This is a genomic window from Caulobacter sp. KR2-114, from assembly GCF_049446115.1.
Classification (GTDB): Bacteria; Pseudomonadota; Alphaproteobacteria; order Caulobacterales; family Caulobacteraceae; genus Acaudatibacter.
In genome coordinates, this window is sequence record NZ_JBMSEC010000006.1 from 357,388 (window position 1) to 382,719 (window position 25,332).

27 protein-coding genes are annotated in these 25,332 nt (G+C 71.3%); 20 read left to right on the top strand and 7 right to left on the bottom strand.

Translation table 11 applies throughout. From position 1 onward, the window contains the following. Positions 1 to 104 precede the first annotated feature (104 nt). The 6 genes from ACO2Q3_RS21360 (at position 105) to ACO2Q3_RS21385 (ending at position 7,067) form a co-directional block, all read left to right on the top strand. Positions 105 to 1,607 carry an OprO/OprP family phosphate-selective porin gene (locus tag ACO2Q3_RS21360; RefSeq protein ID WP_423310275.1) on the top strand — a complete coding sequence of 501 codons (1,503 nt, stop codon included), beginning with the start codon at positions 105 to 107 and terminating at the stop codon, positions 1,605 to 1,607. A gap of 38 nt (positions 1,608 to 1,645) precedes the next feature. Then, the gene (locus ACO2Q3_RS21365) at positions 1,646 to 2,674 is read left to right on the top strand and encodes a sulfate ABC transporter substrate-binding protein (protein WP_423310277.1); all 1,029 of its coding nucleotides are present in this window, start codon (positions 1,646 to 1,648) and stop codon (positions 2,672 to 2,674) included. 2 nt (positions 2,675 to 2,676) lie between these two features. Continuing rightward, the gene (cysT, locus tag ACO2Q3_RS21370; RefSeq protein WP_423310279.1) at positions 2,677 to 3,567 is read left to right on the top strand and encodes a sulfate ABC transporter permease subunit CysT; all 891 of its coding nucleotides are present in this window, start codon (positions 2,677 to 2,679) and stop codon (positions 3,565 to 3,567) included. Positions 3,568 to 3,643: 76 nt separating this feature from the next. Then, positions 3,644 to 4,492 carry a sulfate ABC transporter permease subunit CysW gene (gene cysW, locus ACO2Q3_RS21375; protein ID WP_423310281.1) on the top strand — a complete coding sequence of 283 codons (849 nt, stop codon included), beginning with the start codon at positions 3,644 to 3,646 and terminating at the stop codon, positions 4,490 to 4,492. Continuing rightward, the gene (locus tag ACO2Q3_RS21380; RefSeq protein ID WP_423310283.1) at positions 4,449 to 5,540 is read left to right on the top strand and encodes a sulfate/molybdate ABC transporter ATP-binding protein; all 1,092 of its coding nucleotides are present in this window, start codon (positions 4,449 to 4,451) and stop codon (positions 5,538 to 5,540) included. The genes cysW and ACO2Q3_RS21380 overlap by 44 nt, the downstream gene beginning before the upstream one ends. A 300-nt stretch (positions 5,541 to 5,840) precedes the next feature. Next, positions 5,841 to 7,067 carry an acyl-CoA dehydrogenase family protein gene (locus tag ACO2Q3_RS21385; protein ID WP_423310285.1) on the top strand — a complete coding sequence of 409 codons (1,227 nt, stop codon included), beginning with the start codon at positions 5,841 to 5,843 and terminating at the stop codon, positions 7,065 to 7,067. Positions 7,068 to 7,203: 136 nt separating this feature from the next. On the opposite strand, the gene ACO2Q3_RS21390 is transcribed toward ACO2Q3_RS21385, so the two are convergent. The 4 genes from ACO2Q3_RS21390 to ACO2Q3_RS21405 are packed head-to-tail and all read right to left on the bottom strand — an operon-like array spanning position 7,204 to position 10,618. After that, positions 7,204 to 7,842 (bottom strand): LuxR C-terminal-related transcriptional regulator, encoded by a 639-nt coding sequence (locus tag ACO2Q3_RS21390; protein ID WP_423310287.1) that lies wholly within the window; start codon positions 7,840 to 7,842, stop codon positions 7,204 to 7,206. 50 nt (positions 7,843 to 7,892) lie between these two features. Further along, positions 7,893 to 8,684 (bottom strand): phytanoyl-CoA dioxygenase family protein, encoded by a 792-nt coding sequence (locus ACO2Q3_RS21395; protein ID WP_423310289.1) that lies wholly within the window; start codon positions 8,682 to 8,684, stop codon positions 7,893 to 7,895. Between the two features lie 53 nt (positions 8,685 to 8,737). Then, positions 8,738 to 9,382, bottom strand: a complete 645-nt coding sequence (locus tag ACO2Q3_RS21400; RefSeq protein WP_423310291.1) for a glutamine cyclotransferase — start codon at positions 9,380 to 9,382, stop codon at positions 8,738 to 8,740. Positions 9,383 to 9,391: 9 nt separating this feature from the next. Further along, positions 9,392 to 10,618, bottom strand: a complete 1,227-nt coding sequence (locus tag ACO2Q3_RS21405) for a helix-turn-helix domain-containing protein (protein ID WP_423310293.1) — start codon at positions 10,616 to 10,618, stop codon at positions 9,392 to 9,394. Positions 10,619 to 10,710: 92 nt separating this feature from the next. Here ACO2Q3_RS21405 and ACO2Q3_RS21410 point away from each other — a divergent pair, with 92 nt between their 5' ends. From ACO2Q3_RS21410 to ACO2Q3_RS21435, 6 genes are all read left to right on the top strand, one after another. Beyond that, positions 10,711 to 11,517: a DUF899 domain-containing protein gene (locus ACO2Q3_RS21410; RefSeq protein WP_423310295.1), complete on the top strand. Its 807-nt coding sequence runs from the start codon at positions 10,711 to 10,713 to the stop codon at positions 11,515 to 11,517. Beyond that, positions 11,514 to 11,819, top strand: a complete 306-nt coding sequence (locus ACO2Q3_RS21415; RefSeq protein ID WP_423310297.1) for a hypothetical protein — start codon at positions 11,514 to 11,516, stop codon at positions 11,817 to 11,819. Before ACO2Q3_RS21410 ends, ACO2Q3_RS21415 begins: the two co-directional genes overlap by 4 nt. 223 nt (positions 11,820 to 12,042) lie before the next feature. After that, the gene (locus ACO2Q3_RS21420) at positions 12,043 to 13,236 is read left to right on the top strand and encodes an aminotransferase (protein ID WP_423310299.1); all 1,194 of its coding nucleotides are present in this window, start codon (positions 12,043 to 12,045) and stop codon (positions 13,234 to 13,236) included. A 300-nt stretch (positions 13,237 to 13,536) separates the two neighbouring features. Next, positions 13,537 to 13,908: a response regulator gene (locus ACO2Q3_RS21425; RefSeq protein ID WP_423310301.1), complete on the top strand. Its 372-nt coding sequence runs from the start codon at positions 13,537 to 13,539 to the stop codon at positions 13,906 to 13,908. Between the two features lie 13 nt (positions 13,909 to 13,921). Then, positions 13,922 to 14,833: a sensor histidine kinase gene (locus ACO2Q3_RS21430; protein WP_423310303.1), complete on the top strand. Its 912-nt coding sequence runs from the start codon at positions 13,922 to 13,924 to the stop codon at positions 14,831 to 14,833. Continuing rightward, the gene (locus ACO2Q3_RS21435) at positions 14,830 to 16,563 is read left to right on the top strand and encodes an ATP-binding protein (protein WP_423310306.1); all 1,734 of its coding nucleotides are present in this window, start codon (positions 14,830 to 14,832) and stop codon (positions 16,561 to 16,563) included. Before ACO2Q3_RS21430 ends, ACO2Q3_RS21435 begins: the two co-directional genes overlap by 4 nt. A 22-nt stretch (positions 16,564 to 16,585) precedes the next feature. On the opposite strand, the gene ACO2Q3_RS21440 is transcribed toward ACO2Q3_RS21435, so the two are convergent. Further along, on the bottom strand, positions 16,586 to 17,182 hold the full coding sequence (locus tag ACO2Q3_RS21440; RefSeq protein WP_423310307.1) for a ribonuclease T2 family protein: 597 nt from the start codon (positions 17,180 to 17,182) through the stop codon (positions 16,586 to 16,588). 171 nt (positions 17,183 to 17,353) lie between these two features. Here ACO2Q3_RS21440 and ACO2Q3_RS21445 point away from each other — a divergent pair, with 171 nt between their 5' ends. Beyond that, a complete protein-coding gene (locus tag ACO2Q3_RS21445; RefSeq protein WP_423310309.1) occupies positions 17,354 to 17,845 on the top strand; it encodes an HtaA domain-containing protein in 492 nt (163 codons plus the stop codon). 42 nt (positions 17,846 to 17,887) lie between these two features. Here ACO2Q3_RS21445 and ACO2Q3_RS21450 read toward each other — a convergent pair whose 3' ends face one another. Then, positions 17,888 to 19,315: an APC family permease gene (locus tag ACO2Q3_RS21450; RefSeq protein WP_423310311.1), complete on the bottom strand. Its 1,428-nt coding sequence runs from the start codon at positions 19,313 to 19,315 to the stop codon at positions 17,888 to 17,890. Between the two features lie 295 nt (positions 19,316 to 19,610). On the opposite strand from ACO2Q3_RS21450, the gene ACO2Q3_RS21455 reads away from it, so the two are divergent. The 7 genes from ACO2Q3_RS21455 to ACO2Q3_RS21485 all read left to right on the top strand — a co-directional run bounded on the left by ACO2Q3_RS21455 (position 19,611) and on the right by ACO2Q3_RS21485 (position 24,877). Beyond that, positions 19,611 to 20,453 carry a fatty acid desaturase gene (locus ACO2Q3_RS21455; RefSeq protein ID WP_423310313.1) on the top strand — a complete coding sequence of 281 codons (843 nt, stop codon included), beginning with the start codon at positions 19,611 to 19,613 and terminating at the stop codon, positions 20,451 to 20,453. Positions 20,454 to 20,532: 79 nt separating this feature from the next. Further along, entirely contained in the window at positions 20,533 to 20,724 is a 192-nt protein-coding gene (locus tag ACO2Q3_RS21460) for a hypothetical protein (RefSeq protein ID WP_423310315.1), read from the top strand. Positions 20,725 to 20,899: 175 nt separating this feature from the next. Continuing rightward, entirely contained in the window at positions 20,900 to 21,937 is a 1,038-nt protein-coding gene (locus ACO2Q3_RS21465; protein ID WP_423310317.1) for a sensor histidine kinase, read from the top strand. 252 nt (positions 21,938 to 22,189) lie between these two features. Then, positions 22,190 to 23,065, top strand: coding sequence for an aldo/keto reductase family oxidoreductase (locus ACO2Q3_RS21470; protein WP_423310319.1), 876 nt, complete (start codon positions 22,190 to 22,192; stop codon positions 23,063 to 23,065). Between the two features lie 192 nt (positions 23,066 to 23,257). Continuing rightward, positions 23,258 to 24,004, top strand: coding sequence for a GTP cyclohydrolase I (gene folE, locus ACO2Q3_RS21475; protein ID WP_423310321.1), 747 nt, complete (start codon positions 23,258 to 23,260; stop codon positions 24,002 to 24,004). Positions 24,005 to 24,007: 3 nt separating this feature from the next. Beyond that, on the top strand, positions 24,008 to 24,433 hold the full coding sequence (locus tag ACO2Q3_RS21480; protein WP_423310323.1) for a BLUF domain-containing protein: 426 nt from the start codon (positions 24,008 to 24,010) through the stop codon (positions 24,431 to 24,433). A gap of 219 nt (positions 24,434 to 24,652) precedes the next feature. Next, complete coding sequence (locus ACO2Q3_RS21485) at positions 24,653 to 24,877, top strand: hypothetical protein (RefSeq protein ID WP_423310325.1); 225 nt, start codon at positions 24,653 to 24,655, stop codon at positions 24,875 to 24,877. A gap of 237 nt (positions 24,878 to 25,114) precedes the next feature. Here the strand turns inward: ACO2Q3_RS21485 and ACO2Q3_RS21490 are convergent, their stop codons facing one another. Continuing rightward, the gene (locus tag ACO2Q3_RS21490; protein ID WP_423310327.1) at positions 25,115 to 25,327 is read right to left on the bottom strand and encodes a cold-shock protein; all 213 of its coding nucleotides are present in this window, start codon (positions 25,325 to 25,327) and stop codon (positions 25,115 to 25,117) included. Positions 25,328 to 25,332: the final 5 nt, after the last annotated feature.

Sequence of the window (25,332 nt, forward strand, 5' to 3'; positions counted from 1 at the left end):
GGGCCTTCGGGATCGTTGGGAGGGGACGGGTGTCGCCTAGGAACAAATCACTGCTCGCAGGAGCCGCGCTCGCCACGATCGCGGCGCTTCAGTCCGGCCACGCGATGGCGGCCTCCCGCCCGGCGAAGGCGCCGCCCGCGGCCGCCACGCCCGATCCGCGCGACGCCGAGATCGCCGAGCTGCGCGCCGAGGTGCAGGCCCTGGCCGCCGAGGTGCAGGACCTCAAGAACACCGTGCACGCCAACGCCTCCGACGTCGCCGAGGTGAAGGGGGCGCAGTCCGACACCAGCGCCCAGCTGGCCGATCTGAAGGCCGCCACTTCGGACAACTTCCACCAGGTGCGCGACGCCGCGGCCGCCCTGCCCAAGGTCAGCCTGGCCAACGCCCGGCCGACCTTCACCACCGCCGACGGCAAGTTCAGCTTCGCGGTGCGCTCGGTGGTCCAGTTCGACGCCGCCCACACGGCGGTGCATCCTCTGACCACGGCCAACGACATCGGCTCGGGCACGAACTTCCGCCGCGCCCGCCTCGGCTTCGACGGCACGGCCTACGGCGACTGGAACTTCGCCCTGTGGGGCGAATTCGGCGGCGCCGGCGGGGAATCCCCCGTGCTGAACCAGGCCTATATCGAGTACGCCGGCTTCAAGCCGTTCGGCGCCGACCATCCGCTGCGCCTGCGCGCCGGCGCCTGGGCGGCCCCGTCCAGCCTGGAAGACGCCACCAGCAACACCGAGGGCCTGTTCCTGGAACGTCCGGCGGTGGCCGAGATGATCCGCGGCATCGATGCCGGCGACGGGCGCACGGGCGCCGGCATCGTCCAGAACGGCGATCGCTGGTACGTCGAGGGCGTCTACACCGGCAAGGTCGTCGGCACGGCCGGCGTGCCCAACAACCAGCAGCGCGGCTTCGTCACCCGCGTGGCGATCAATCCGATCCACGGCCTGGACTACGACCTCCACCTGGGCGCCTCGATCCAGGGCGTGATCACCCCCGCCGACACCGTCGCCGGCCCCGGCGTCAGCGAGACCCTGAACCTGCAGGAGCGGCCCGAGCTGCGGGTCGACACCCTGCGCCTGGTCAGCACCGGCGCGATCACCTCCAGCGGCATGCAGGCCTATGGGCTGGAGGCCGGCGGCAGCTGGCACAACCTGTATCTCGCCGGCGAGTGGTTCCGGATCAATGTCGACCGCAATTCGGCCGGCTCGGCCTTCAACCCGCAGTTCGGCGGCTGGTACATCCAGGGCGCCTGGACCCTGACCGGCGAACGCCACGTCTGGAACTCGGCCAACGGCGGCTTCCGCGGCATCCGGCCGGCCAAGTCGTTCAGCCTCGACAAGGGCGACTGGGGCGCGTTCGAAGTGGCGGCGCGCTACAGCGTGCTGAACCTCAACGACCACTACGGCGTGTTGGGCTCGGCGACGCCGACCGGCGGCATCCGCGGCGGCGAGCAGGACATCTTTACGTTCGGCCTGAACTGGTACCCCAATTCCGTCATTCGGTTCCTGCTCGACTACCAGCACGGTCGCATCCACCGCCTGAACGCCGCCGGCGGCAACATCGGCGAGACCATCGACGCCATCGCCCTGCGTTCCCAGTTCGCGTTCTGACCCTTCGCGTTCCGATCACGACCCGGAAGGACCCGATCATGAGCCTCACCACTCCCAGTCGCCGCGGCTTCATCACCGCCGCCGCCGGCGGCATCGCCGCCCCCGCCATCCTCTCCAGCCGCGCCTTCGCCGCGCCCGCGCCGGTGACCCTGCTGAATGTCAGCTACGACCCCACCCGCGAGCTCTACAAGGCGGTCAACGCCGCCTACGTCGACTACTGGAAGACCTCGGTCGGACAGGCGCTGACCATCAACCAGAGCCACGGCGGCTCGGGCGCTCAGTCGCGCTCGGTGATCGACGGCCTGCAGGCCGACGTGGTCACCCTGGCCCTGGCCTACGACATCGACGCCATCTCCGACCGCGGCCTGATTGCGAAAAACTGGCAGACCCGCCTGCCGCAGAACGCGGCCCCGTACACCTCGACCATCGTGTTCCTGGTCAAGAAGGGCAACCCGTGGAAGATCCGCGACTGGGGCGACCTGGTGCGGCCGGGGATCGAGGTGATCACCCCCAATCCGAAGACCTCCGGCGGGGCGCGCTGGAACTTCCTGGCCGCCTGGGCCTGGGCCCTGCGCCAGCCGGGCGGCACGCCGGCCACGGCCAAGGCCTTCGTCCAGCGGCTCTACAAGCAGGTGCCGATCCTCGACACCGGCGCCCGCGGCGCGACCCTGTCGTTCACCCAGCGCGGTATCGGCGACGTGCTGCTGGCCTGGGAGAACGAGGCCTATCTTTCGCTGGCCGAATACCCGGGCAAGTTCGACATCGTCACCCCGTCGATGTCGGTGCTGGCCGAGCCGCCGGTGTCGGTGGTCGACAAGGTGGTCGACCGGCGCAAGACCCGCACCGTGGCCCAGGGCTACCTGAACTTCCTGTACAGCCCCCGGGCGCAGGACATCATCGGCGCCCAGCACTACCGCCCGCGCAACCCGCAGGCGGCGGCCAAGTACGCCTCCAAGTTCCCGAAGATCCCGCTGGCCACCATCGACGCCGACTTCGGCGGCTGGCGCAAGGCGCAGGCCACCTTCTTCGCCGACGGCGGCGTGTTCGACCAGATCTACCGGCCCTGAGCATGGCGGCGATCGGCATAGCCAAGGGGGCCAGGCCGGGCGGGCAGGGCGGGGGGCTGCGGCTTCCCCGCTGGCGCGAGCCCAGCATCCTGCCGGGCTTCGGCCCGGCGATGGGCTTCACCGTGCTCTATCTGTCGCTGATCGTGCTGCTGCCGCTGGCGGCGCTGATCGCGCGGCCGTGGGAGGACGGGTTCGCCGGCTTCTGGACCACAGTCACCGATGCCCGGGTGCTGGCCGCGCTGAAGCTGTCGTTCGGGGCGGCGCTGGCCGCCTCGGCGGTGAACGTGGTGATGGGGCTGATCGCCGCCTGGGCCCTGGTCCGCTACGACTTCCCCGGCCGGCGGCTGCTGGATGCGGCGATCGACCTGCCGTTCGCCCTGCCGACGGCGGTCGCCGGCATCGCCCTGGCCACCCTCTACGGGCCGCACGGCTGGCTGGGGGCGCCGCTGGCGCACATCGGCGTCAAGGTGGCCTATGCCCCGCTCGGCGTGTTTGTCGCCCTGGCGGCGGTGGGCCTGCCGTTCGTGGTGCGCTCGGTGCAGCCGGTGCTGCAGGCCTTCGACGCCGAGGTCGAGGAAGCGGCCCTGACCCTGGGCGCGCGCTCCTGGCAACGCGCGGCGTTCGTCATCCTGCCGGGCCTGGTCCCGGCGGTGATCACCGGCTTCTCCCTCGCCTTCGCCCGCGCGGTGGGCGAGTACGGCTCGGTGATCTTCATCGCCGGCAACATGCCGATGAAGTCCGAGATCGCGCCGCTGCTGATCATCATCAAGCTGGAACAGTTCAACTACGCCGGCGCGGCGTCGGTGGGCCTGGCCATGCTCGGCCTGTCGTTCGCCGCCCTGCTGGTGATCAACGGCGTACAGCTGGCGCTCGCCCGGCGGGGGACGACCTGATGCGTGAATCTTCGTTCGCCGCCCTGCTGGTGATCAACGGCGTGCAGCTGGCCCTCACGCGCCGGGGAGCGGTCTGATGCGCGGCCCCCGCAAGGTGCGCGACGTCGGCGCGGCCGTCCTGGTGGCCGTCGCGGTCGGCTGGATCGGCCTGACCATTCTCACGCCGCTGGCGCTGGTGTTCTTCGAGGCGCTGCGCAGCGGCTGGGACACCTACAAGACCGCCATCGTCGACCCGGACGCCCGCGCCGCCATCCGCCTGACGCTGCAGGTGGCCGCGGTCACCGTTCCGGCCAACGCCCTGTTCGGGTTGTCGGCCGCCTGGCTGGTCACCAAGTTCGAGTTCAAGGGCAAGGCTCTGCTGCTCAGCCTGATCGACCTGCCGTTCTCGCTCTCGCCGGTGATCTCGGGCCTGGTCTGGGTGCTGCTGTTCGGCGCCAACGGCTGGTTCGGCCCCTGGCTGGATGAGCATGGCGTGCGCATCATCTTCACCTTCACCGGCATCGTGCTGGCCACCATCCTGGTGACCTTCCCGTTCGTGGCCCGCGAACTGATCCCGCTGATGCAGGATCAGGGCCGCGACGAGGAAACCGCGGCCATCACCCTGGGCGCGGGCGGGTTGCGCACCTTCGCGCTGGTCACCCTGCCCAACATCGCCTGGGCGCTGGTCTACGGCGTCCTGCTCTGCAACGCCCGGGCCATGGGCGAATTCGGCGCCGTCTCGGTGGTGTCGGGCCACATCCGCGGCCTCACCAACACCATGCCCCTCCACGTGGAAGTGCTCTACAATGACTACAACCTCGCCGCAGCCTTCGCCGTCGCCTCGCTCCTTGCCGGTCTCGCCCTCGTCACCCTCGCGCTCAAGACGCTCCTCGAATGGCGCTTTGCCAGAGAGCTGGGGGGCGAGCTCGGGCGGGACTCGCGCTGACGGCCGCGAAGGCCTGGTCGTCGAGGGCGTCGCCAAGCAGTTCGGCCGCTTCCCGGCGCTCAAGGGCGTCTCGCTGACCGTCGAGCCGGGCGAGTTCCTGGCCCTGCTCGGCCCCTCGGGCTCGGGCAAGACCACCCTGCTGCGGGTGATCGGCGGGCTGGAGACCCCGGATGCGGGCGCGGTGGCGCTGGACGGCGAGGACTTCATCGCCATGTCGCCGCGCAGGCGCCGCGTGGGCATGGTCTTCCAGCACTACGCCCTCTTCCGGCACATGACCGTGGCCGCCAACATCGCCTTCGGCCTGAAGGTGCGGCCCGCGCGCGAGCGGCCGAAGGCGGCCGAGATCGCCGCCCGCGTCGAGCAGCTGTTGTCGCTGGTCCAGCTGGAGGGTCTGGGCAAGCGCTACCCGGCCCAGCTCTCCGGCGGCCAGCGCCAGCGGGTCGCCCTGGCCCGCGCCCTGGCCATCGAGCCGCGCGTGCTGCTGCTCGACGAGCCGTTCGGCGCCCTGGACGCCAAGGTGCGCAAGGAACTGCGCTTCTGGCTGCGGCGGGTGCACGACGAGACCGGCGTGACCACCATCTTCGTCACCCACGACCAGGAGGAGGCGATGGACCTGGCCGACCGCGTGGCCGTGCTGCGCGAGGGCGTGCTCGAACAGGTCGGCACGCCGGCGGCCCTGGAAGAACGGCCCGCCTCGGCCTTCGTCTTCGACTTCCTGGGCGACGCCAACCGCCTGCCGGCGAGGCTCAGCGGCGACCTCGCCCGGTTCGGCGACTTCACCGCCCCGGCCGTCAACACCACCGGCGCGACCGGCGACGTCGAGGCCTGGTTCCGGCCGCACGAGACCGAGCTGGCCCAGGACGGGCCGGGCCTGGCGGTGACCGTCACCGACGTGCTCACCCGCGGCGGCGTGATCCGCGCCGAGTGCCGCGCCGAGGACGGCCGCATCTTCGAAGCCGACTTCCCCCGCGCCGCCCAACCCGCGGGCCTCGCCGAAGGCGCCCCGATGCGCCTGCGCCCCCGCCGGGTGACGGTGTTCGCGCGGTAGGGCGGCCCCCGGCGCCGTAACCCCTCACCCTCCCAAGCCCAGCGCCGCCGCGCTGGTCTTGGGCCCCTCCCTCTCCCTGCGGGAGAGGTGTTTTTCCTTTGCCATCCGCCTCTTGGAGCCACCTCTCCCAGAGGGAGAGGAAGGGGCCCGCGCCCGCAAGGGCGCGGGAAGGTGAGGGGCTACGGCGCCCGCCGAAGGCCAACGTCCACCAACCTCATTGATCGAACGCTCCGGCCCGGCGACAATGGGGAATTCTCAGACCGAATTTCCCTGAGAGCACAATTTAAGGGAGCGATTTCAATGGCCGATTTCGGCGCCACCGAACCCACCGAGCTGGCCGCCTTCCGCGCAGAGGCGCGCGAATGGCTGGAAGCCAATGTCCCCCAGTCGGTGCGCAACGCGCCCGAGATGACCATGGAGCAGATGGAGGGCGGCGGTAAGCCTACCGCCGACGCCGAGCTGTGGCGCCAGCGGATCGGCGCAAAGGGCTGGGGCGTCCCCACCTGGCCGAAGCAATACGGCGGCGGCGGCCTGTCCGCCGCCGAGGCCCGCGTGCTGGCCCAGGAGATGGCCCGCATCGGCGCGCGCAACCCGATCGTCGGCATGGGGCCGGGCATGTTCGGCTCCACCCTGCTGGAATACGGCACCGAGGAACAGAAGCAGCGCCACTTGCCGCCGATCGTGCGCGGCGAGCTGCGCTGGTGCCAGGGCTTCTCCGAGCCGGGCGCGGGTTCCGACCTGGCCTCGCTGCAGACCAAGGCCGAGGACAAGGGCGACCACTGGCTGATCAATGGCCAGAAGATCTGGACCTCCGGCGCCCAGTACGCCGACTGGTGCTTCTGCCTGTGCCGCACCGACAACACCAAGAAGCACGAGGGCATCAGCTTCATCCTGATCCCGATGCACCAGCCGGGCGTCGAGGCGCGGCCGATCAAGATGATCTCCGGCGCCTCGGGCCAGTGCGAGACCTTCTTCACCGACGCCAAGGCCTCCAAGGACGACCTGGTCGGCCAGCTGAACGGCGGCTGGGCGATCGCCAAGCGCCTGCTGCAGCACGAGCGCAACGGCATGGGCAACCGTAGCGAAGGCGGCCCGCGCCAGGCCGAGAACCTGGGCGACATCGCCAAGCGCTACGTCGGCGTGGACGACACCGGCCGCCTGGCCGATGCGGACCTGCGCGGCCGCATCACTCTGCAGAAGATGGACGAGCAGGCGCTGAAGCTGACCGTCCGCCGCGCCGCCGCCGAGGCCAAGGGCAACGCCAACGTCAGCACCGCCACCTCGATCATGAAGAACGTGTCGATGAAGTCGGCCCAGGACCGCTCGGAACTGCTGGTCGAGATCTACGGCGCGCAGGGCCTGGGCTGGGAAGGCGACGCCTTCAAGCCGGAGGAACTCTCGGAAGTGCGCGGCTGGCTCGCCGGCAAGGCCTTCTCGATCTTCGGCGGCACCCACGAGGTGCAGAACAACATCATCTCCAAGCGTATCCTCGGCCTGCCGGACCCCACCTCCGGCGCGTCGAAGTAGGCTAGGTTTCTCTTCCCCCTCTGGGGGAAGTCCCCGCGAAGCGGGGGATGGGGGCTCCAGCGAGGCGCTCTCGCGCCTGGAGCCCCCTCCACCCCTTCGGGGTCCCCCTCCCCAGCGGGGGAGGAGATCGCGGGCCCTAGCCCCGCACCTGGGCCATGATCGCCAGCGGGCGGCCCTCGTTGTCGTCGAAGAAGGCCATCCATTCCTCCAGCCCGTCGGGGTGGCGGAAGATCATGTGCGGGGCGCTGGTCACCGCCGCGCCGCGCGCCTCCAGCGCCGCGAAGGCGGCGTGGATGTCGTCCACCCTGAAGTACAGCACCGATTGGGCCGGATAGCCGGCGCCTTCCTCCAGGAACAGCCGCGCGCCCGCGCAGTCGAAGAACGCCAGCTTGCCGTAGGTGTAGAGGTGCGGCAGGCCGACGACGTCGCGCCAGAACGCGGTGGCCGCCTCGATGTCGCCGACCTGGCGGCCGATCTGGCCGATCGCGCCCAGCTGCAGTCCGTTGCCCATTGGCGTCTCCTTTCGTCCGTTGGCCCCGGTGAGGGCGCTGTCCCGCCGCACGCCGGTCCACAGGCGCAGCTGCCGCCGGGTGCTGAGCCCCAGCTTGCCCAGGGCGTTGGCCACGTGGAACTTCACCGCGTCCAGGCTCACCCCCTGGCGGCTGGCGATCGTCCGGTTGCTCATGCCGTGCCGCACCGCCTCCACCACCCGCCATTCGGCGGGGGTCAGCACGTCATCATGCCGCGGGCGGCCGCGGGGCTGGGAGGTGCGCATCGGCTGACGCTAGCGCGCCGCGGAGGGATTTTCCCTCCCCCGGGCGCCGATCATCGCGGCCACGCCACCGGAAACAGCGGATGGTCCAGCGGCGCGCCCGCCGGCAGTTCCGCTTCGAGCCCCGGGAACGCCGGCGAGGTCTCCCAGGCTCTTGGCGCGTGGGTCACGTCGTCGCCGACGTAGCGGGCGGAGAACACCCGCCGCCGGCCGCTGGACCCGGCCGCGGCGTGCAGGGTCAGCATGTGGAAGGCGACCACGTCGCCGGGCTGCAGCGCCCAGCCCAGGATCGGGAAGGCGGCGGGATCCGCCTCGATGTCCGGCAGGTCGGCCAGGCTGCCTTCCGGAAACCAGCGCGCCTGCTGGTCCATGAAGCTGCGCGGCATCAGCCACGGGCCGCGGTGCGAGCCGGCCACGAACCGCAAGGTGGCCTCGGCGGGGACCGCATCCACCGGGATCCAGAAGCTGCAGGTCTGGCGCCCCTCGATGTTGTAATAGGGCTGGTCCTGGTGCCAGGGCGTCGGCGTGCGGGTGCCGGCCGCCTTGGTCAGCATGTGGTCGTGGTAGAGGCGCACGCCGCGCGATCCCATCAGCGCTGCGGCCGCCCCCGGCAGGTTCGAGTCGAACAGGATCTCGCGGTAGGCGGGGTTGTCCGGCCAGGTGCAGAAGTCCTCGACGAACCGGCCCGGATCGTCCGGGGTGCTGGCGACCTTGGCCCGCGGGCTGGGCGCCGCCAGATTGGCCTCGATCCCCTCGGTCAGCCGCGCGACCTCGCTGGGGATCAGCAGGCCCTTCAGGCAGACCGCCCCGTCCCGGGCGAAGGCTTCGATGTCCTCGGCGCGCATGCCGCCAGCAAGCAGAAATCCGCCGCCTTGCCCAGGGGGCGGCGGCGGTCCCCTCAGCCCTTCGCGCGACGCGGCCGGCGCACGGCGCGGACAAGCCCGCTGTCGCCGCCGCCGCAGAACAACCGCTCGCCGCCGTCGGATTCCAGGCCGGTGACGGTGGTCCCGGCCGGCATCTCGAGCGCCTCCAGCACCTGGCCGTCGCCGGGGTCGATGCGGCGCACCTCGCAGCCGTCCTCGTCGCGGGCGCCATGCCACAGCTCGCCGTCCACCCAGGTCACCCCGGTGACGAAGCGGTTGGACGACACCGTGCGCAGGATGGCTCCGGTCTCGGGGTCGATCTGGTGGATCTTGCGCTCGCGATACTGGCCGACCCACAGGGCGCCTTCGGCCCAGGCCATGCCGGAGTCCGCCCCGCCCCCGGGCGCCGGGATGTCGCCCAGCACCGCGCCGGTGGCCGGGTCGATCTTCAGGATCCGATCCTCGGCGATCTGGAACAGGTGGCGCCCGTCGAACGCCGTGCCGGCGTGGGCCGCGACGGGGATCGAGCGCACGGCCTCGCCGCTCTGCGGATCGAACGCCTTCAGGGCTTCGCCCGCGGCGAACCAGACGTGGTCGCTATCGAAGCTGACGCCGTGCACGCTGGAAACCTCCGGGAACGGCCCGTAGGTGCGCAGGATCTCGGCCGGAGCGGTCTTCATGCGCCGATCCTAGACGCCGGGGAGCCCAGCCGGGAGTAACAAGGCCGTCGCGAATCCCGGCGCCGGCGGCATGGTCCAGCGCCGCGCCCGGCCCTGGCCCACGCCTTCGGCCTTGCCGCACCCGGCCAGGGCGTCCAGCGCCCGCTGCACCGTGCGCTGGCTGGCGCCCAGGGCCAGGGCGAGGGACGAGCTCGACCAGGCCTCGCCGTCGGACAGCAGCGCCAGGATCGCCGCGTGCTTCTCCTCCACGGGCCGGGCCAGCACCACCACCTCGCGCGCGGCCAGGGGGACCAGGACGAAGCCGCCCGGCGTCGCCTCCACCCCGGCCAGGGGCGCCAGCAGCCGGCGCAGCCGCCCGGCCTCGACCCGCAGGCGGGCGCGGTGCGACTCGTCGGCTCGCCTGCCGCCGAACGCGATGGCCACCAGCCGGTCGCGACCCATGTCGCCCGGCCAGGCCTCGGCCAGGGCGCGGGCCAGAGCGAACAGCACCGGCCGGGTGGTCAGGGACACCGCGACGCCGCCGCCCAGAACGCGGTTGCGGCAGGCGTCCACCACCAGCGTCGGCGAGGCCAGCAGCGCCTCCACCTCGTCCAGCCGCAGCGGCCGTTCGCCGGCCTGGCGCCCCGCGATCAGGCGCGCGGCCGGCGCCTCCAGCGCCCGCGCGGCCTCGGCCACCTCCGCCGACAGCGCCGGGATGGCGGCCAGGCGCGCCATCCGCGCCGCCTGGTCCAGCGCCGCCCGCGCCGCGCCGGCCTTCAGCCGCCGCATCGCCACCCCGGCCAGCACCAGGGCATGGGCCGCGCGCAGCGCCGGGGGCAGGGGGGCCGGGTCGAGCGTGGCCAGCCGCGCCTCCGCCGCCTCGAGCCGGCCGATCAGCAGCAGGCGGCGCACCTCCAGATAGCGGGCGTGGGCGCCGTTCACCCGGTCGCCGTGCGCCTCCAGCACCGCCGCGGCCGCCGCCAGCGCTCCGGTGGGAAAGGCCAGGTCGCGCGAGGCCAGCGCCACCTCCGCCTCGGCCGTCGCGCAGCGGGCCCGGGCCACCGCCTCGCGCGGGCCAAAGCCGCGGGCGGCCTGGCGCAGCAGGGTGCGGGCGCGTTCGAGGTCGCCGAGCTGGGCCATGGCGATGCCGCGCAGCGCCAGCGCCGGCGGGTCGTCCCTCAGCGCCACACGCTTCAGCGCCCCCAGCGGATCGCCCGCCGCCAGGGCTTGTCCGGCCGCGGTGATCAGCGAGTCCATCGAAATCCCGCCAAACTTGTCACTCCCACCGCCTGCCGTCGCCGGGCCAGGGTCTGCCAAGGCCGATCCGGCCGTCCCATCCGGAGACCCGCATGACCGACACAGTTGAGACCGCCCACCCCGCCGCGCAAGCCGCCTTTCCGCAACTGCCCAACCATCCGCCCGTCCTGCCGCCGCAGGCCTGGGAGGCTGCCCGCCAGGAGATGCTGGTGCGGGAAAAGGCGTTCACCCGCGCCCGCGACGCCCTGGCCGCCGAGCGGCGGCGAATGCCGTGGATGGCGGTGGGCAAGGCCTACGCCTTCGACGGGCCGAACGGCCGGGTCAGCCTGGTCGACCTGTTCGAGGGCCGCCGCCAGCTGGTGGTCTACCGCGCCTTCTTCGAGCCCGGCGTGTTCGGCTGGCCGGACCACGCCTGCCGCGGCTGCTCGCTGGGCGCCGACCAGGTCGGCGATCTCAGCCACCTGAACGCCCGCGACACCACCCTGGCCTATGTCTCGCGCGCGCCCCAGCCGGACATCGCCCGCCTGAAGGCGCGGATGGGCTGGAAGATGCCCTGGTACACGCTCACCGACGGCTTCGACGCCGACTTCGGCGTGGACCTGTGGCACGGCCACAACGTCTTCATCCGCGACGGCGAGCAGGTGTTCCGCACCTATTTCATCAACAGCCGCGGCGACGAGGCGATCGGCACGGTCTGGAGCTACCTCGACCTCACCCCGCTCGGCCGGCAGGAGGTCTGGGAGGACTCGCCCGAGGGCTATCCCCAGGAGGCCCCTTACAAGTGGTGGAACTGGCACGACAACTACGCCGCCGAGACCGGGGTCAACCAGCGCTGGGCCCAGGTCTCCGACGCCGGCGTCGCCGCCTTCGACCAGCAGGGCGGCACGGCGCGGCGATGAGCGCCGCCGCGCCCGCGGCGGGGGGCGAGCGCGAGAGCGGGCGGGGCGCGATCTCCCGCCTCGCCGCCGGCCTCGCCCTGGCCGCCACCCCGGCCTTTGCCGCCATGGCCGTGTTCACGGCCCTGGCCGGCGAGGGCCCGATGCAGGCGATGTGCGCCCCGCACGGCCTGCCGGCCCTCGGCGGCATGGCCCCGATGTACGCCCTGATGAGCGCCTTCCACCTGGGAGCTTGGCTGCGGTTCGTGGCGGACCGTCCTGGCTTTCGCGGACAAGACGCAACCCCTCACCCTCCCAGTCGCTGATCGCGACTGGGCCCCTCCCTCTCCCTCCGGGAGAGGGTGACCACGCTATTCGCCGGCAGCGGAAAACCACCTCTCCCACAGGGAGAGGGAGGGGCCCGCGCCCTTCAGGGCGTGGGAGGGTGAGGGGTTTCGTCGCCTGAAATATGAGCGGTGGCTCCGCGTCCATCTCGATCGGGGCGGCCAGGGCTGGCGCGGCGCCCGGCCGGCGACCTAAAGCAGCGCCATGTCGCCTGCCGTCCAGCCCCGCCTCGCCGCCGTCGCCGCCCCACCCATCGCCGAGGCGCAAGGCTGGATCGCCGGGCGCAGCTTCCCCGCCGACCGGCCGCTGATCGACGTCTGCCAGGCGGTGCCCGGCTATCCGCCGCCGCCCAGCCTGGTGTCGACCATGGCCCAGGCCCTCGCCGCCCCCGCCACCCACCGCTACACCGAGGTGCCGGGCCTGCCGGCGCTGCGCGCCGCGCTGGCCGCGGACATTGACGGCCTCTACGCCGGCGGGGCGGGCGCCGTGACGGCCGAGGAGGTGCTGATTACGGCCGGCTGCAACCAGGCCTTCTGCCTGGCGCTGTCGGCGCTGGCGCAGGCGGGCGACGAGGTGATCCTGCCGCTGCCGCATTACTTCAACTACCAGATGTGGCTGCAGATGAACGGCATCGTCCCGCGGTCGGTCGCCTTCCGGCCGCAGACCGGCGGCGTGCCGGACCTGGACGAGATCGCCGCCGCGATCGGCCCCGCCACCCGCGCCCTGGTGCTGATCTCGCCCAACAATCCCACCGGCGCGGTCTATCCGCCGGCCTTCCTGGAGGCGGCGTTCGAACTTTGCCGCAGCGCGGGCATTGCCCTGGTCCTCGACGAGACCTACCGCGACTTCATGCCCGGCGACGGCGTCCCGCACGGCCTGTTCCGCCGGCCCGACTGGGCCGGGACCCTGGTCCACCTCTACAGCTTCTCCAAGGTGTTCTGCCTCACCGGCCACCGGGTGGGCGCGATCGCCGCCGCCCCGGCGCTGCTGGATCAGGTCGGCAAGGCCATGGACTGCGTCGCCATCTGCGCCCCCCACCTCGGCCAACTGGCCGCCCTGGAGGGGCTGAAGAGCTTAGGCGACTGGCGGCGCGGCAACGCCGGCCTGATGCGCGCGCGCCTGGCCGCGCTGCGCAGCGCCTTCGCGCGGCCGGACATCGGCTATCAGGTGGTCAGCGCCGGCGCCTATTTCGCCTACCTCCGCCATCCTCACGCCGGCCGGGGCTCGCACGCCGTCGCCCGGCGGCTCGCGGATGCGCAGAACCTGCTGGCCCTTCCGGGCGCCATGTTCGGCCCCGGACAGGACGCCTACCTGCGGCTGGCCTTCGCCAATGTCGACGCCGCGCTGATGCCGCAGATCGCCGCGCGCCTGGCCGCCGACGCCGCGGCCGCCTTCTGAACGCGACGGAGCCCCCCATGCCCGACACCATGATGGCCGTGCAGATCCCCCACGCCGGCGGGCCGTTCGAGCTAGGGGCGTGGGAAGGTGAGAGGTTCAGGCTCCGCCACGCCTTCCAATCCTCATAGTGGGTAAGTCGCCCGGCCCGGGATGAGGTCCTGCTTAAAGCGCCGATAACAATTGGCGCTCATCATGTCGCGAGGCTGCTTTCAGGTAATAGGCAAAATGCTCGGCGAGAAACACGGCGTTTCTGTTTCTCGCGTCCCGCATAATTACCTGAGATGACTGAAGGGCCATGGGATGGGTCATGTCCTGGTGGTGGATGATAACATCCACAACGTGAAACTTCTGGAAGCGCGGCTGCAGGTCGCGGCCTATGCGGTGGAGACGGCGTCCAGCGGGCCGGAAGCCCTGGCCAAGGCGGCCGCCAGCCCCCCGGACCTGGTGTTGCTGGATGTGATGATGCCCGGCATGGACGGCTATGAGGTCTGCCGGCGCCTGCGCGGCGATCCCGCCACGGCGCGCCTGCCGGTGGTGCTGGTCACTGCGCTGGACGGCGAGGGCGACAAGGCCGCCGGGCGCGAGGCCGGCGCAGACGCCTTCCTGACCAAGCCCGCGCCGGACGACCAGCTGTTCCCGACCATGAAGCGCCTGCTGGAGCGCGGGGCGTGAGCCGCCGCGCACGATGCTGAGGGCCGCGCTCCCCGCGCGCGAGAAGCGCTCGCTGCTGTCGCGCTACTCCGCCACCATGGGCGAGCTGGCGCTGCGCCGGCACACCGAACTGGCCATGATGGCGGCCAAGGCGGAGTCAGACCTGGCCAATCGCGCCAAGTCGGCCCTGCTGGGAACGATGAGCCACGAGCTGCGCACGCCGCTCAACGCCATCATCGGCTTCTCGGACCTGATCCGCACCCTCAAGCCCAGCGAGGACGCCGCGGTGAAGAGCGCCGACTATGCCGGCTACATCGGCGAGGCGGGGCGCCATCTGCTGGAGGTGGTGTCCGACATCCTGGACATGTCCAAGATCGAGAGCGGCGCCTTCACCCTGGAGCGGCAGACCTGTTCGGTGGCCCGGCTGATCGAGGAGACCCTGCCGCTGGTGGCCGGGCGCATCGCCGACAAGCATCAGGCGCTGGAGGTGCGCATCCAGAGCCGCATCCCCAAGGTCCTGGTGGACGGCCGGCGCATCAAGCAGATCCTGATCAACCTGATCTCCAACGCCACCAAGTTCACGCCCGAGCAAGGCCGCATCATGCTGGTGGCGCGCGGCAACAAGGACGGCGGCGCCACGATCTGCGTGGTCGACAGCGGGGTGGGCATGTCGCTGGAGGACATCGCCGTCGCGCTCAGCCCGTTCGGCCAGGTGCAGTCGCATCTGTCGCGCAGCCACGAGGGCACGGGCCTGGGCCTGCCCATCGCGCTCGGCCTCGCCCGCCAGCACGGCGGCGACCTCTATATCGAAAGCGAACCCGGCGAAGGGACGACCGTCGTCCTCACCCTGCCGGCCCCGAACGGGCCGCCCGTCAGCCGCGCCGGGGGCGGCGAGCGTCGCCGGCCGCGCCGCGCCGCGCACTCATCCCGAAAGACCGCCCCATGAGCCCGCCCGCCCAGCCGCCGCTCGCCCAGGACCAGGACGACGGCTTCATCAGCCCGCCCGCCGCGCCGGCGGCCGCGCACGTGCGCATCGGCCACATCGTCTCGGTCTCCGGATCGCACGCGGTGGCGGTGCTGGAGCGCGCCGAGGAGGCCTCCGCCCGCAAGGCCGACCCGCGCGTGCAGGTCGGCGGCGTGGTGCGCGTCCAGACCCCCGGCGCGGCCGTGGTCGGCATCATCTCGGCGATCAGCGCGCCGATGCCGGAGATGGGCGGCAAGGCCATCGACATCGGCCTTGTCGAGCTGAACCTGACCGGCGAGATCTTCGGCAGCGGGGGCGGCGGTGACGGCCAGCCGACCTTCCGCCGCGGCGTCACCAGCCTGCCCAGCCTCGGCGATCCCGTGGCCCTGGTCGACCGGGCGGACCTGGGCTGCATCTTCGCCCCGTCGGGCCGCCCCTCGATCCGCATCGGCTCGCTGTATCAGGACGCCGGCGTGCCGGCCCGGCTGATGGTCGACGACCTGCTGCAGAAGCACTTCATCGTCGTCGGCAGCACCGGCTCGGGCAAGTCCTCGGCCCTGACCTGCATCCTGCGCCGCATGCTGGAGGCGCGGCCGACCTCGCACATCGTCATTCTCGACGTGCACAACGAGTACGCCGGGGCGTTCGGCGCCCTGGTCGAGCGGATCACCCTGGACGACTTCAACCTGCCGCTCTGGATGCTGAACTTCCGCGAGCTGTGCGCGGCCCTGACCAGCAACGACGCCTACCAGGAGGAAGAGGTCGAGATCCTCGGCGACGGCGTGCTGTTCGCCAAGAAGCGCTATGCCGAGGCCGCCGTCGGGCGAAGCTCGCTGCTGGCGAGGCGGCTGACCGAGAACATGGTCATCACCGTCGATACGCCCGCCCCGTTCCGCGTGTCCGACGTGATCGCCTATATCCAGGACGAGCTCGGCAAGCTGGAGCGCACGCGCAAGATCACGCCCTACCGCCGGCTGAAGGCGCGGCTGGAGACCCTGGCGGTGGACCGCCGCTACAACTTCATGTTCGGCAGCCTGACGGTCGAGGACACGATGACCGACGTGCTGGGGCGGCTGTTCCGCATCCCCAACGACGGCCGCCCGATCAGCGTCATCGACCTGTCCACCGTGCCGCACGAGATCCTCGACGTGGTGATCTCGGTGGTCTCGCGCCTGGCCTTCGAGCTGGCGGTCTGGAGCCAGGGAACGCTGCCGATGCTGATCATCTGCGAGGAGGCGCACCGCTATGCGCCGGCGCAGGGCGACGACGCCTTCGTGCCCACCCGCATGGCGCTGGGCCGCATCGCCAAGGAAGGCCGCAAGTACGGCATCTCGCTGGGCCTCGTCACCCAGCGGCCGAGCGAGCTCGACACCACCATCCTCTCACAGTGCAGCACCGCCATCGCCCTGCGGCTCTCCAGCGAGAGGGACCAGCAGGTGATCCGCGGCAGCGCCTACGAGGGTCTCGTCGACCTGATCGACTTCCTGCCGCTGCTGGCCGACCGCGAGGCGATCATCCTTGGCCAGGCCGCGGCCATGCCCATGCGCGTGCGCATCGATGACCTGCCGCGCGCCGACCTGCCGCACAACATGAGCCAGCGCTATGCCGAAAAGGCCGAGCAGGCGCCGATGGACCGGCCGGCCCTCGACGCCATCGTTTCGCGCTGGCGGATGACCGGACGCGAGCGCCTGGTCGACCTGGCGGGGGACTGACCCATCCCGGCGGCGGCCGTCGTCAGCAGCTGCGGAATGCGCCGGCCTTGGTCAGGCAGATATCGACCTCGGTGATCTCGCCGTTGGCTGTCACGGGCTTCAGGTCGCCGGCGGTCAGGCCGGGATTGGCGGCGACAAGCGCCTGATCCAGGGCGTCCGCCTCGCCGGCGCCCAGCTTGCGGCCGGTCCGGTAGTCGGCCGGAATCTGCACCCTGGCCACGTCCGCGCGGGTCAGGTCGAAATAGGCGGCCGGCTTCAGGCCCGAGCACGTGCCGTGCTTGGACCATTCGTGGGTGATCAGCCCGGGGCTGGCGTAGATCCCCTGCGAGCGCTGGCGTTCGGCTGCCGGCAGCGCCTGATGGCTGCAGTTCGACGGCCAGTTGCCCCCGTTCAGCTGCGGCCACAGGCCATGCGGTACGAAGCCGGGGATGGTCCCGCACTCCGCCGGATCGGGGTGGGGGGTGACGTCGCAGTAGCCCTGCGCCCAGCTGAGCGCCAGGACGTAGTAGTCGAACTTGCCGGGCGGCCGCTTGCCCACATCGTGGCCGGCGGCCGAGGCCACGCCGCAGCCTGCCAGACCCAGGCTGACGCCCAGCACCACACCGATCATCCACCGCATGGCGTCCCTCCCGAGGCGCACGAAGTCAGGGGTGCATCATAGCCCAGGTCTCGCGACGCGCGAGTGACGGCGCGGGGCGAAGTGGACCGGACGGGGCTTGCGGGACCTCCCGCGTTGCAAGGCAGGCGCCTGCCCCCGTAGAAGGGGCCTGCAACCGAAGAGGATCCTGTCATGTCCGCCACGCCGATCCGGGCGAACGCCGCGACGCTCACCTGGGGGGTCAAGGAAAGCTTCCGCCACTATGTGGAAGGCTCCGGCGGGACCGTGGACGCGGGCCTGGGCGCCGAGCGCGCCGAGGACGGGACCTTCATCTTCGACGCCGCGCCGGGGCCGGGCCTGAAGCTGGGCGCCGACGGCAAGCTGACAGGGCAGGGCGCCTTCGCCGGCGAGGTCCGCTTCCAGGCGCACGGCGGCATGCTGTCGGTGTTCATGGCCGACCCGTCGATCGAGATCGGCGAGGCCGGCGCCTTCCTGACCGTCTACGACACGCCCGAACGCATCCGTCGCATCCCCCTGGCCAAGCTCGACGTGGCCAACGCGGTGGTGGGTCTGGACGGCGCCCTGGTGGTGCCGGCGGTGATGTCGATCGAGGGCTGGCAGGTGCTGGGCGACCATTACCTGCCGATGACCCCGCTGGACCCCGTGCGGCTCAAGCTGCGCTAGTCGCCTCGCCCCGCAAGCCGGATCGCTCCGGCGGCGCGGCGCTTACAGACCGTCCTGCAGCTTCAGGCCGCGCCCGGTCAGGCGCAACGTCACGGCGATCGCCACGCCCAGCGCCAGCCAGCCGCCGGCGACCGCCTTGGCCAGGGTCTCGGTGTTCCACAGCACATAGCCGATGATCGCCGCGCCGATCAGCGGGCAGGCCAGGTGGCGCACCAGGTTGGCGCCCGGCCGCAGGCCGCCGCGGAAGTGGATGATGACGCTGGCGTGCAGGGCCAGGAACCCCAGCATCGCCCCGCAGGTGACGATGGCCGTCAGCTGCTGCAGCAGGTTCTGGAAGAACAGGCTGGTGCCCAGGGTCACCAGGCTGATCGCCAGGATGGCGATGTCCGGCACCTGGCGCGCGCCGCTGATCCGCGCCAGCGGCCGTGGCAGCTGGCCGTCGCGGGCCATGCCGTAGAGGATGCGCGCCGTGGCCGCCTGGGCCACCACGGCCGCCGACAGCGCGCCCGCCGAGCCGGCGAACGCCACGAAGAAGCGGAATGGCTCGCCGCCCAGGATGCGGGCGATCTGCAGGAAGGCGGTGGCCGCCTCGTCGCCGGCGGCGAAAGGCGGATGGCCCAGCACGAACAGGCCCGCCAGATAGGTCTGCAGCACGAACAGCACCGCCGACAGCACCAGGGACAGGAAGGTCGCCCGGCCGATGTCCTTCGCCCCGCCGCGGGCCTCCTCGGCCAGGGTCGAGATGGCGTCGAAGCCCAGGAACGACAGCACCGCCAGGCTCAGCGCGCCGAAGATCAGCTTCGGCGTCACCACGCCCGGCTGGTACAGCGGCGCCACCGAAAAGTGCGCCCCGGCCGTGCCCCGCGACAGGCCGACGGCGGCCAGCACCAGGATCAGCGCCAGCACCACCACGTTCAGCGCCAGCATGATGCGGTTGACCCAGTTGGCCATGTTCACCCCGGCCAGGTTCACCCCGGTGATCACCACCAGGAAGGCCAGGATCTGCGGCGTCTTCGGCAGCCAGGGGAACAGCACGTGGAAGGCGGTGGCCGTGCCGACATAGACCAGGGTCGGCAGCAGCACATAGTCCAGCAGGATCGCCCAGCCGGCCATGAAGCCCACCGTCTCGCCGGCCCCCCGCGCCACATAGGCGTAGACCGAGCCCGACAGCGGGAACTCGCGGCCCATGGCCATGTAGCTCAGCGCCGTGAACAGCATCGCCACCAGGCCCACGGCATAGACCAGCGCCGGCATGCCGTGGCTCAGGTTGTAGACGAAGCCGAACACCGAGGTGGGCGCGATCGGGCCGATGAACAGCAGCCCCCAGACCACCAGGTCGGCCAGCGACAGCGAGCGCTTCAGCTCCTGCTTGTAGCCCAGCGCCGCCAGTTCGGCCGTCGCGGCGCCGCCGGGCGTGGCGTCCCGGGGACCGGCGCCCCGAGCAGCAGCGCCCTCTTCGGAATCAATCATTTGCGGCCCCCAGTCGAGGTCGCGAGGTTAGCGGCGGCCGAGGCCATGGCAAGCCGGTCGCGCGGGCCGCCCGGGACGGTCGCGCGCCAGTGGTCTGGGCCAAGAGGCTGGGTCGGCGGAAAGATGACGCATCCGTCACTTTCTTCTGGAGTTCGCTTCCGAAGCTGCTAGGGATGCCTATGTCAACGGAGGATGACATAGGGCGGACGGGACCCTCGACACCCAGGCGCTGCGCGCGGCGATCGGCATCAGCCATGCCGACGAGAAGCGGATCGCGCGCGAACTGTCGCCGGCCGTGGCGTGGCCGACCCTGGCGCTGGCGGTGATCCTGCCGGCCAGCGAGGCGGCGCTGATCGCCGCGGGCCTGGGCCATGCCCTGCCGCTGTGGGCCTGCACGCCGATCCTGGCGCTGGTGTGCTACGCGCACTATTCGCTGGTGCACGAGAGCATTCACGGCAACGTCGTCTCCAGCCCCAGGCGCCTCGCCTGGGTCAACACCGTGGTCGGCTGGATCGGCGCGCTCGGCATGGGGGCCAGCTGGCCGCCGCTGCTGCGCACCCACGTGCTGCACCACTCGCACACCAACACCGAGCGCGACCCGGACATCTTCGTCAAGGGCAGCTTCGCCCAGCTGCTGACGAAGTGGCTGAAGGGCCTGCCCACCGCCCTCGTGCCCCTGGTCGCCCTGCGGTTCGTCAACCGCGAGCGCTACGCCCGCCTGTCGACCATCCTCAGCCCGGGCGACATCCTGCAGGCCTCGGCGGTGACCCTGGCGCATGTCGCCATCCTGGTCGCGGCCGTCACCACCGGCCATTTCGTCGACTGGCTGGCGCTGTGGTTCATTCCCACGCGGCTGGCGATGCTGATCCTCAACATCTTCTTCCAGTGGCTGCCGCACTATCCGTTCGACCGCACCGAGCGCTACCACAACACCCGCGTCAGCCTGTGGCCCGGCGGGACCGTGGTGCTGCTGCAGCAGAACCTGCACCTGATGCACCACCTGTGGCCCAGCGTGCCGTTCTACAACTACGCCCGCCTGTTCCGGGCCCTGCGCCCGGTGCTCGTGGCCGAGGGCTCGCGCATCGAGGGGCTGATGGTCGGGCCGTACGCGAAGGCGATGCCCGAAGCCACGCGCTAGCCGATCGCCGCCGCCCGAGGAACGATCGGTCGCGCCAGCCGCTTGGCTCGTGGACCGAACGCCCGGCCAGGTGAGGCCTATGACATCGGAAGAGTGCCATCTGCGCGCGACGGCCTGCGCCGTCAGCGCCGGCCTGGCCTGCGACGTGATGGTGGCGTCCGAGTTCATGGCGCTCGCCGCCCTCTGGCGCGCGATGGCGGTGCGCGATGGCTTCCTGGGCAGCCTGACCGAGCCGGCCGCGGCCGTGTTCCGGGCTGGTTCGGATGGGTGAATCGCGGTGTCCGGGCCTTCATGCCTAAGTCGGCGACCCGGCCCTCCGGGCCGTGCTATAGTTGAGCGTAGGCAGCAGGCGACATGCGTTTGTGTCGTTCTCCGCGTTGTTTGCAGCCCTGCCGGGAATGACTTCCGTTCTGTGAGCCTCCGGCAGGCCACCCCCAAGGCCACTCATGGGCGATGAAGCCCCCCCACCTCACGTTGTTGCCGACAGTCTCGCCGTCGCCGTGGTGGTCTCTTCCGAGGCCCCCACGCTCCTGCTGGATGGCGATTTCGCCGTCGTCGCGGCCAGCTCTTCCTTCTCGCGCGCCTTTCAGATCCCCGCCGACGCAATGGTCGGGCGCTCTGTGTTCGCCCTGGGCGCCGGCGAATGGGGCGCGCCGCAGTTGCGGACCCTGCTGAAACTGGCGCTGAACGGCGACGCGGGGGTGGACGCCTACGAGATGGATCTGATCCGTCCGGGCGTTGCGCCGCGCCGGCTGGTGGTCAGCGCCCGCGTGCTGCACTACGCCGACCCGGACAACGTGCGCCTGCTGATGGCCGCCTCGGACGTCACCGAGGCCCGCCTCGCCGCCAAGCTGAAGGACGACCTGCTGCACGAGAAGACCGTGCTGCACCAGGAACTGCAGCACCGGGTCGCCAACAGCCTGCAGATCATCGCCAGCGTGCTGCTGCAGAGCGCCCGCCGCGTGCCGTCGGAAGACGCCAAGGGCTATCTCGTCGACGCCCACAGCCGGGTGATGTCGGTGGCGGCGCTGCAGCAGCAGCTTGCCCAGTCCAGGGCCGGGGATGTGGCGCTGCGCGCCTATTTCACCGAGCTGTGCGCCAGCATCGGCGCCTCGATGATCCAGGACCACGACAAGCTGGTGCTGCGGGTCGAGGCCGACGACGGCGTGGCCACGGCCGACCTCTCGGTCAGCCTCGGCCTGATCGTCACCGAACTGGTGATCAATGCCCTGAAGCACGCCTTCCCGCCCGGACAGGGCGGCCACATCGTCGTGGGCTACCAGTCCCAGACCCCGGACTGGGCGCTGACCGTGACCGACGACGGGGTCGGCATGCCCACGAACGGGCAGCCCACCAAGGTGGGGCTCGGCACCAGCATCGTTCACGCCCTGGCCACTCAGGTCGGGGCGACGGTGGAGGTCACCGACGGCGATCCGGGCACGCGGGTCTCGATCGTGCACGATGGCGGGGCCGGCGGCGCCTAGCGCGTTGTTCCGCGGAGGCCCGGGGCGCAGCGCTCGGCGGCGACGGGCCGCGCGCCACCGTCTGAGTGGTCGCGCCCTCTGACATCGCTCGCGCGCCTTGTGATCGCCAGCGCCAGGCGGATCAGGCCCGTGCCGCTCGACGGCGAGACAGGCGCCATTGTTCGCCTTGGCGAACAGGTCGTCCCGATCGTGTGGGATTATCGGATGGCGGGGCGGGGGACATATAGCGGTGGCCCTTCAGGAGACCCGCCCATGACCGACCTCGCCACCGCCGGAACTTACACGCTCGGCGACCGCACCGTGAAACGCATGGGTTACGGCGCCATGCAGCTGGCCGGGCCCGGCGTGTTCGGCCCGCCAAAGGATCCCGAGGCCGCCCGGGCCGTGTTGCGCGAGGCCGTGGCCAGCGGGGTCGACCACATCGACACCAGCGACTTCTACGGTCCGCACGTCACCAACCAGCTGATCCGCGAGGCCCTGTCGCCCTATCCGGACCACCTGACCATCGTCAGCAAGGTCGGCGCCCGGCGCGGCGCCGACGCCTCCTGGAACCCGGCCTTCACCCCCGCCGAGCTGACCAGTGCGGTGCATGACAACCTGCGCAACCTCGGCCGCGACGTGATCGACGTGGTCAACCTGCGGGTCATGGGCGACATTCACCAGCCCAGCGAGGGCTCGATCGCGGAGGGCTTCTCGACGCTGGCCGAGCTGCAGCGGCAGGGCCTGATCCGCCATCTGGGACTCAGCAACGCCACCTCCGCCCAGGTCGCCGAGGCGCGGCGCATCGCGCCGGTGGTCTGCGTGCAGAACTTCTACAACCTGGCTCACCGGGCCGACGACGCCCTGGTGGACGAACTGGTGGCCGCGGGCATCGCCTATGTGCCGTTCTTCCCCCTGGGCGGCTTCTCGCCGCTGCAGTCCTCCGTGCTGTCCGAGGTCGCCGCCGACCTGGGCGCCACGCCGCTGCAGACCGCGCTCGCCTGGCTGCTGCACCGTGCGCCCAACATCCTGCTGATCCCCGGCACCGGCTCCGTCGGCCATCTGCGCGAGAACCTGGCGGCCGCCGAACTCGAGCTGCCAGCGGGCGTCCTGGCCCGGCTGGACAGCGTCGGACGTGGCGAAGGCTGAGCCGCTCCACAATCGGCGCCGGACAGGGATCGAGTTCGCCGCTGGCGCGTATTGTCCGCGGCGCTGACCCTGATCCCCTGGTTCCAGCGCCGCGTAAGTGGCGCCCTCGGCCAGCTGGCCGGGGGCGGCGCTCACTGCCGGAAGTCTACGGTCTGTTGAACCAATCCCCCGGTTCTCCCGTATAAGGGCGGCATGTCGAACGATACGCCCGAGGGCGCCGCCGAGACGGACCGCGCGCCAGCCGCGCCCATCGCCACCCCCGGCGTGCCGGTGTCCCAGCGCATCCGCTCGCGCCTCGTCGAGGGCGGCCGGCGCTTCCACGCCAATGACAACATCGCCTTCGCCATCGCCCCCGGCGAGCTGGAGGAACTGGCCGCCGAGGTGGAGGATCGCCTGCAGGCGGTGCTGGAAAGCCTGGTGATCGACGTCTCCGGCGATCACAACACCCGCGAGACCGCCCGGCGCGTCGCCAAGATGTACCTGACCGAGGTGTTCCGCGGCCGTTACGTCGACGCCCCAGAGGTCACCGAGTTTCCCAACGTCGAGGCGCTGAACGAGCTGATGATCGTCGGCCCGATCACCATCCGCAGCGCCTGCAGCCACCACCTGTGCCCGATCATGGGCCGGCTGTGGATCGGCCTGATGCCCAACGAGCACTCCAACCTGATCGGCCTGTCGAAGTACGCGCGCCTGGCCGACTGGATCATGTCGCGCCCGCAGATCCAGGAGGAGGCGATCAGCCAGCTGGCCGACCTGCTGATGCGCAAGGTCAAGCCCGACGGCCTGGCCGTGGTGATGGAGGCCGACCACTTCTGCATGCACTGGCGCGGGGTCAAGGACAGCGAGGCGAAGATGATCAACAGCGTCATGCGCGGCTCCTTCCTCAAGGATCCGGCCCTGCGCCGCGAGTTTCTCTCCCTCCTCAGCCTGAAGGCCTGACCCATGCTGGTGCGCTGCCTCTATGCGAGCAGGGCCACGGTCCCGGGCGACGCCCGCGCCGTGGCCGAGATCGTCGCCATCTCCCGCCGGCGCAACGCCGAAAAGGGCGTCACGGGCCTGCTGTGCGTCGCCGGCGACGTGTTCATCCAGGTGCTGGAGGGCGGTCGTGACGAGGTCAACGACCTCTACAACCGCATCGTCGGCGACCGCCGCCATGCCGGCGTGCGCCTGCTGTCCTACCGCGAGATCCGCACCCGCAAGTTCTCGCTCTGGAGCATGGGCAAGGTGGACACCGCCTCGCTGAACGCGGCCCTGCTGCTGAAGTACTTCAAGAGCGCCACCCTCGATCCGTTCGAGGGGTCCGGCGAGGCCACCCTGGCCCTGCTGCTGGAGCTGGTGGAGACCGGATCGGTCGCCCAGCGCGACTGAGCCGCCCGCTCCGCGCCGACCCCTTTCCGCGCCGGCCATTGCGGCGAGACGTCCAAGGGGCCACATTGGAGCGACAGGCCCTTGAGTCACGCGGCGCAATCGGCGCAGGCGCGTGGAAACGGATCCTCACAGACGCGAACGTCAGCCTACGCGCCCAAAACGGTGCGGAGGCGGCCGTTCGCGCCTGTGTGGGGCGTTCGGCCCTGAACTGGAGAACCGATGGCCCTGGCCGACAATCTGCATGCCTACGACAACGCCGCCCTCGGCACCCTGAGGGACAATGCCGAACGCCTGGCCGCCGGCCCGGACGGGCAGCGCCAGCGCGACGCCGCCACCCTTCTGCCGCTGATCGAGGCCGAACTGGCCGCCCGGGTGGAGGCCAAGCCGGCCCCTGTGAAGGTCGCCCGGCGAAAGGCGCCTGCACGGACGTCAACGGCGGCCTGAGTGCGGCGCGGGGAGGGCGGGCGCGCGAGGCGGCGGAGCGTGCTGACGCCGCTGGGCTGGGTCGTCGTCGTCTGCAGCCTGGGCTGCGCCGCGGCCGTGGCCGCCCTGGCGGTGGCCGGCGGCCTGGCCGGCGCCTTCTGACAAAACACAAAAAAGCGCGCCGGCCACAAGGCCGGCGCGCTCATTTGCGTCGCAGGGGCGAACCCGCCGAGGCGGGCCGCCCTGCAGGCCGGGGGCTTAGCCCGCGGCTTGCAGTTGGCCAGCGGACATCTTGCCGCTGCGCTTGTCCTGTTCGAGCTCGAAGCTCAGCTTCTGGCCTTCTTGCAGGCCGCTGAGGCCGGCGCGTTCGACGGCGGAGATGTGCACGAACACATCGTTGCCACCGGCGTCCGGCTGAATGAAGCCGAAGCCCTTTTGGTCATTGAACCACTTCACGGTCCCGGTTGCCATGGATT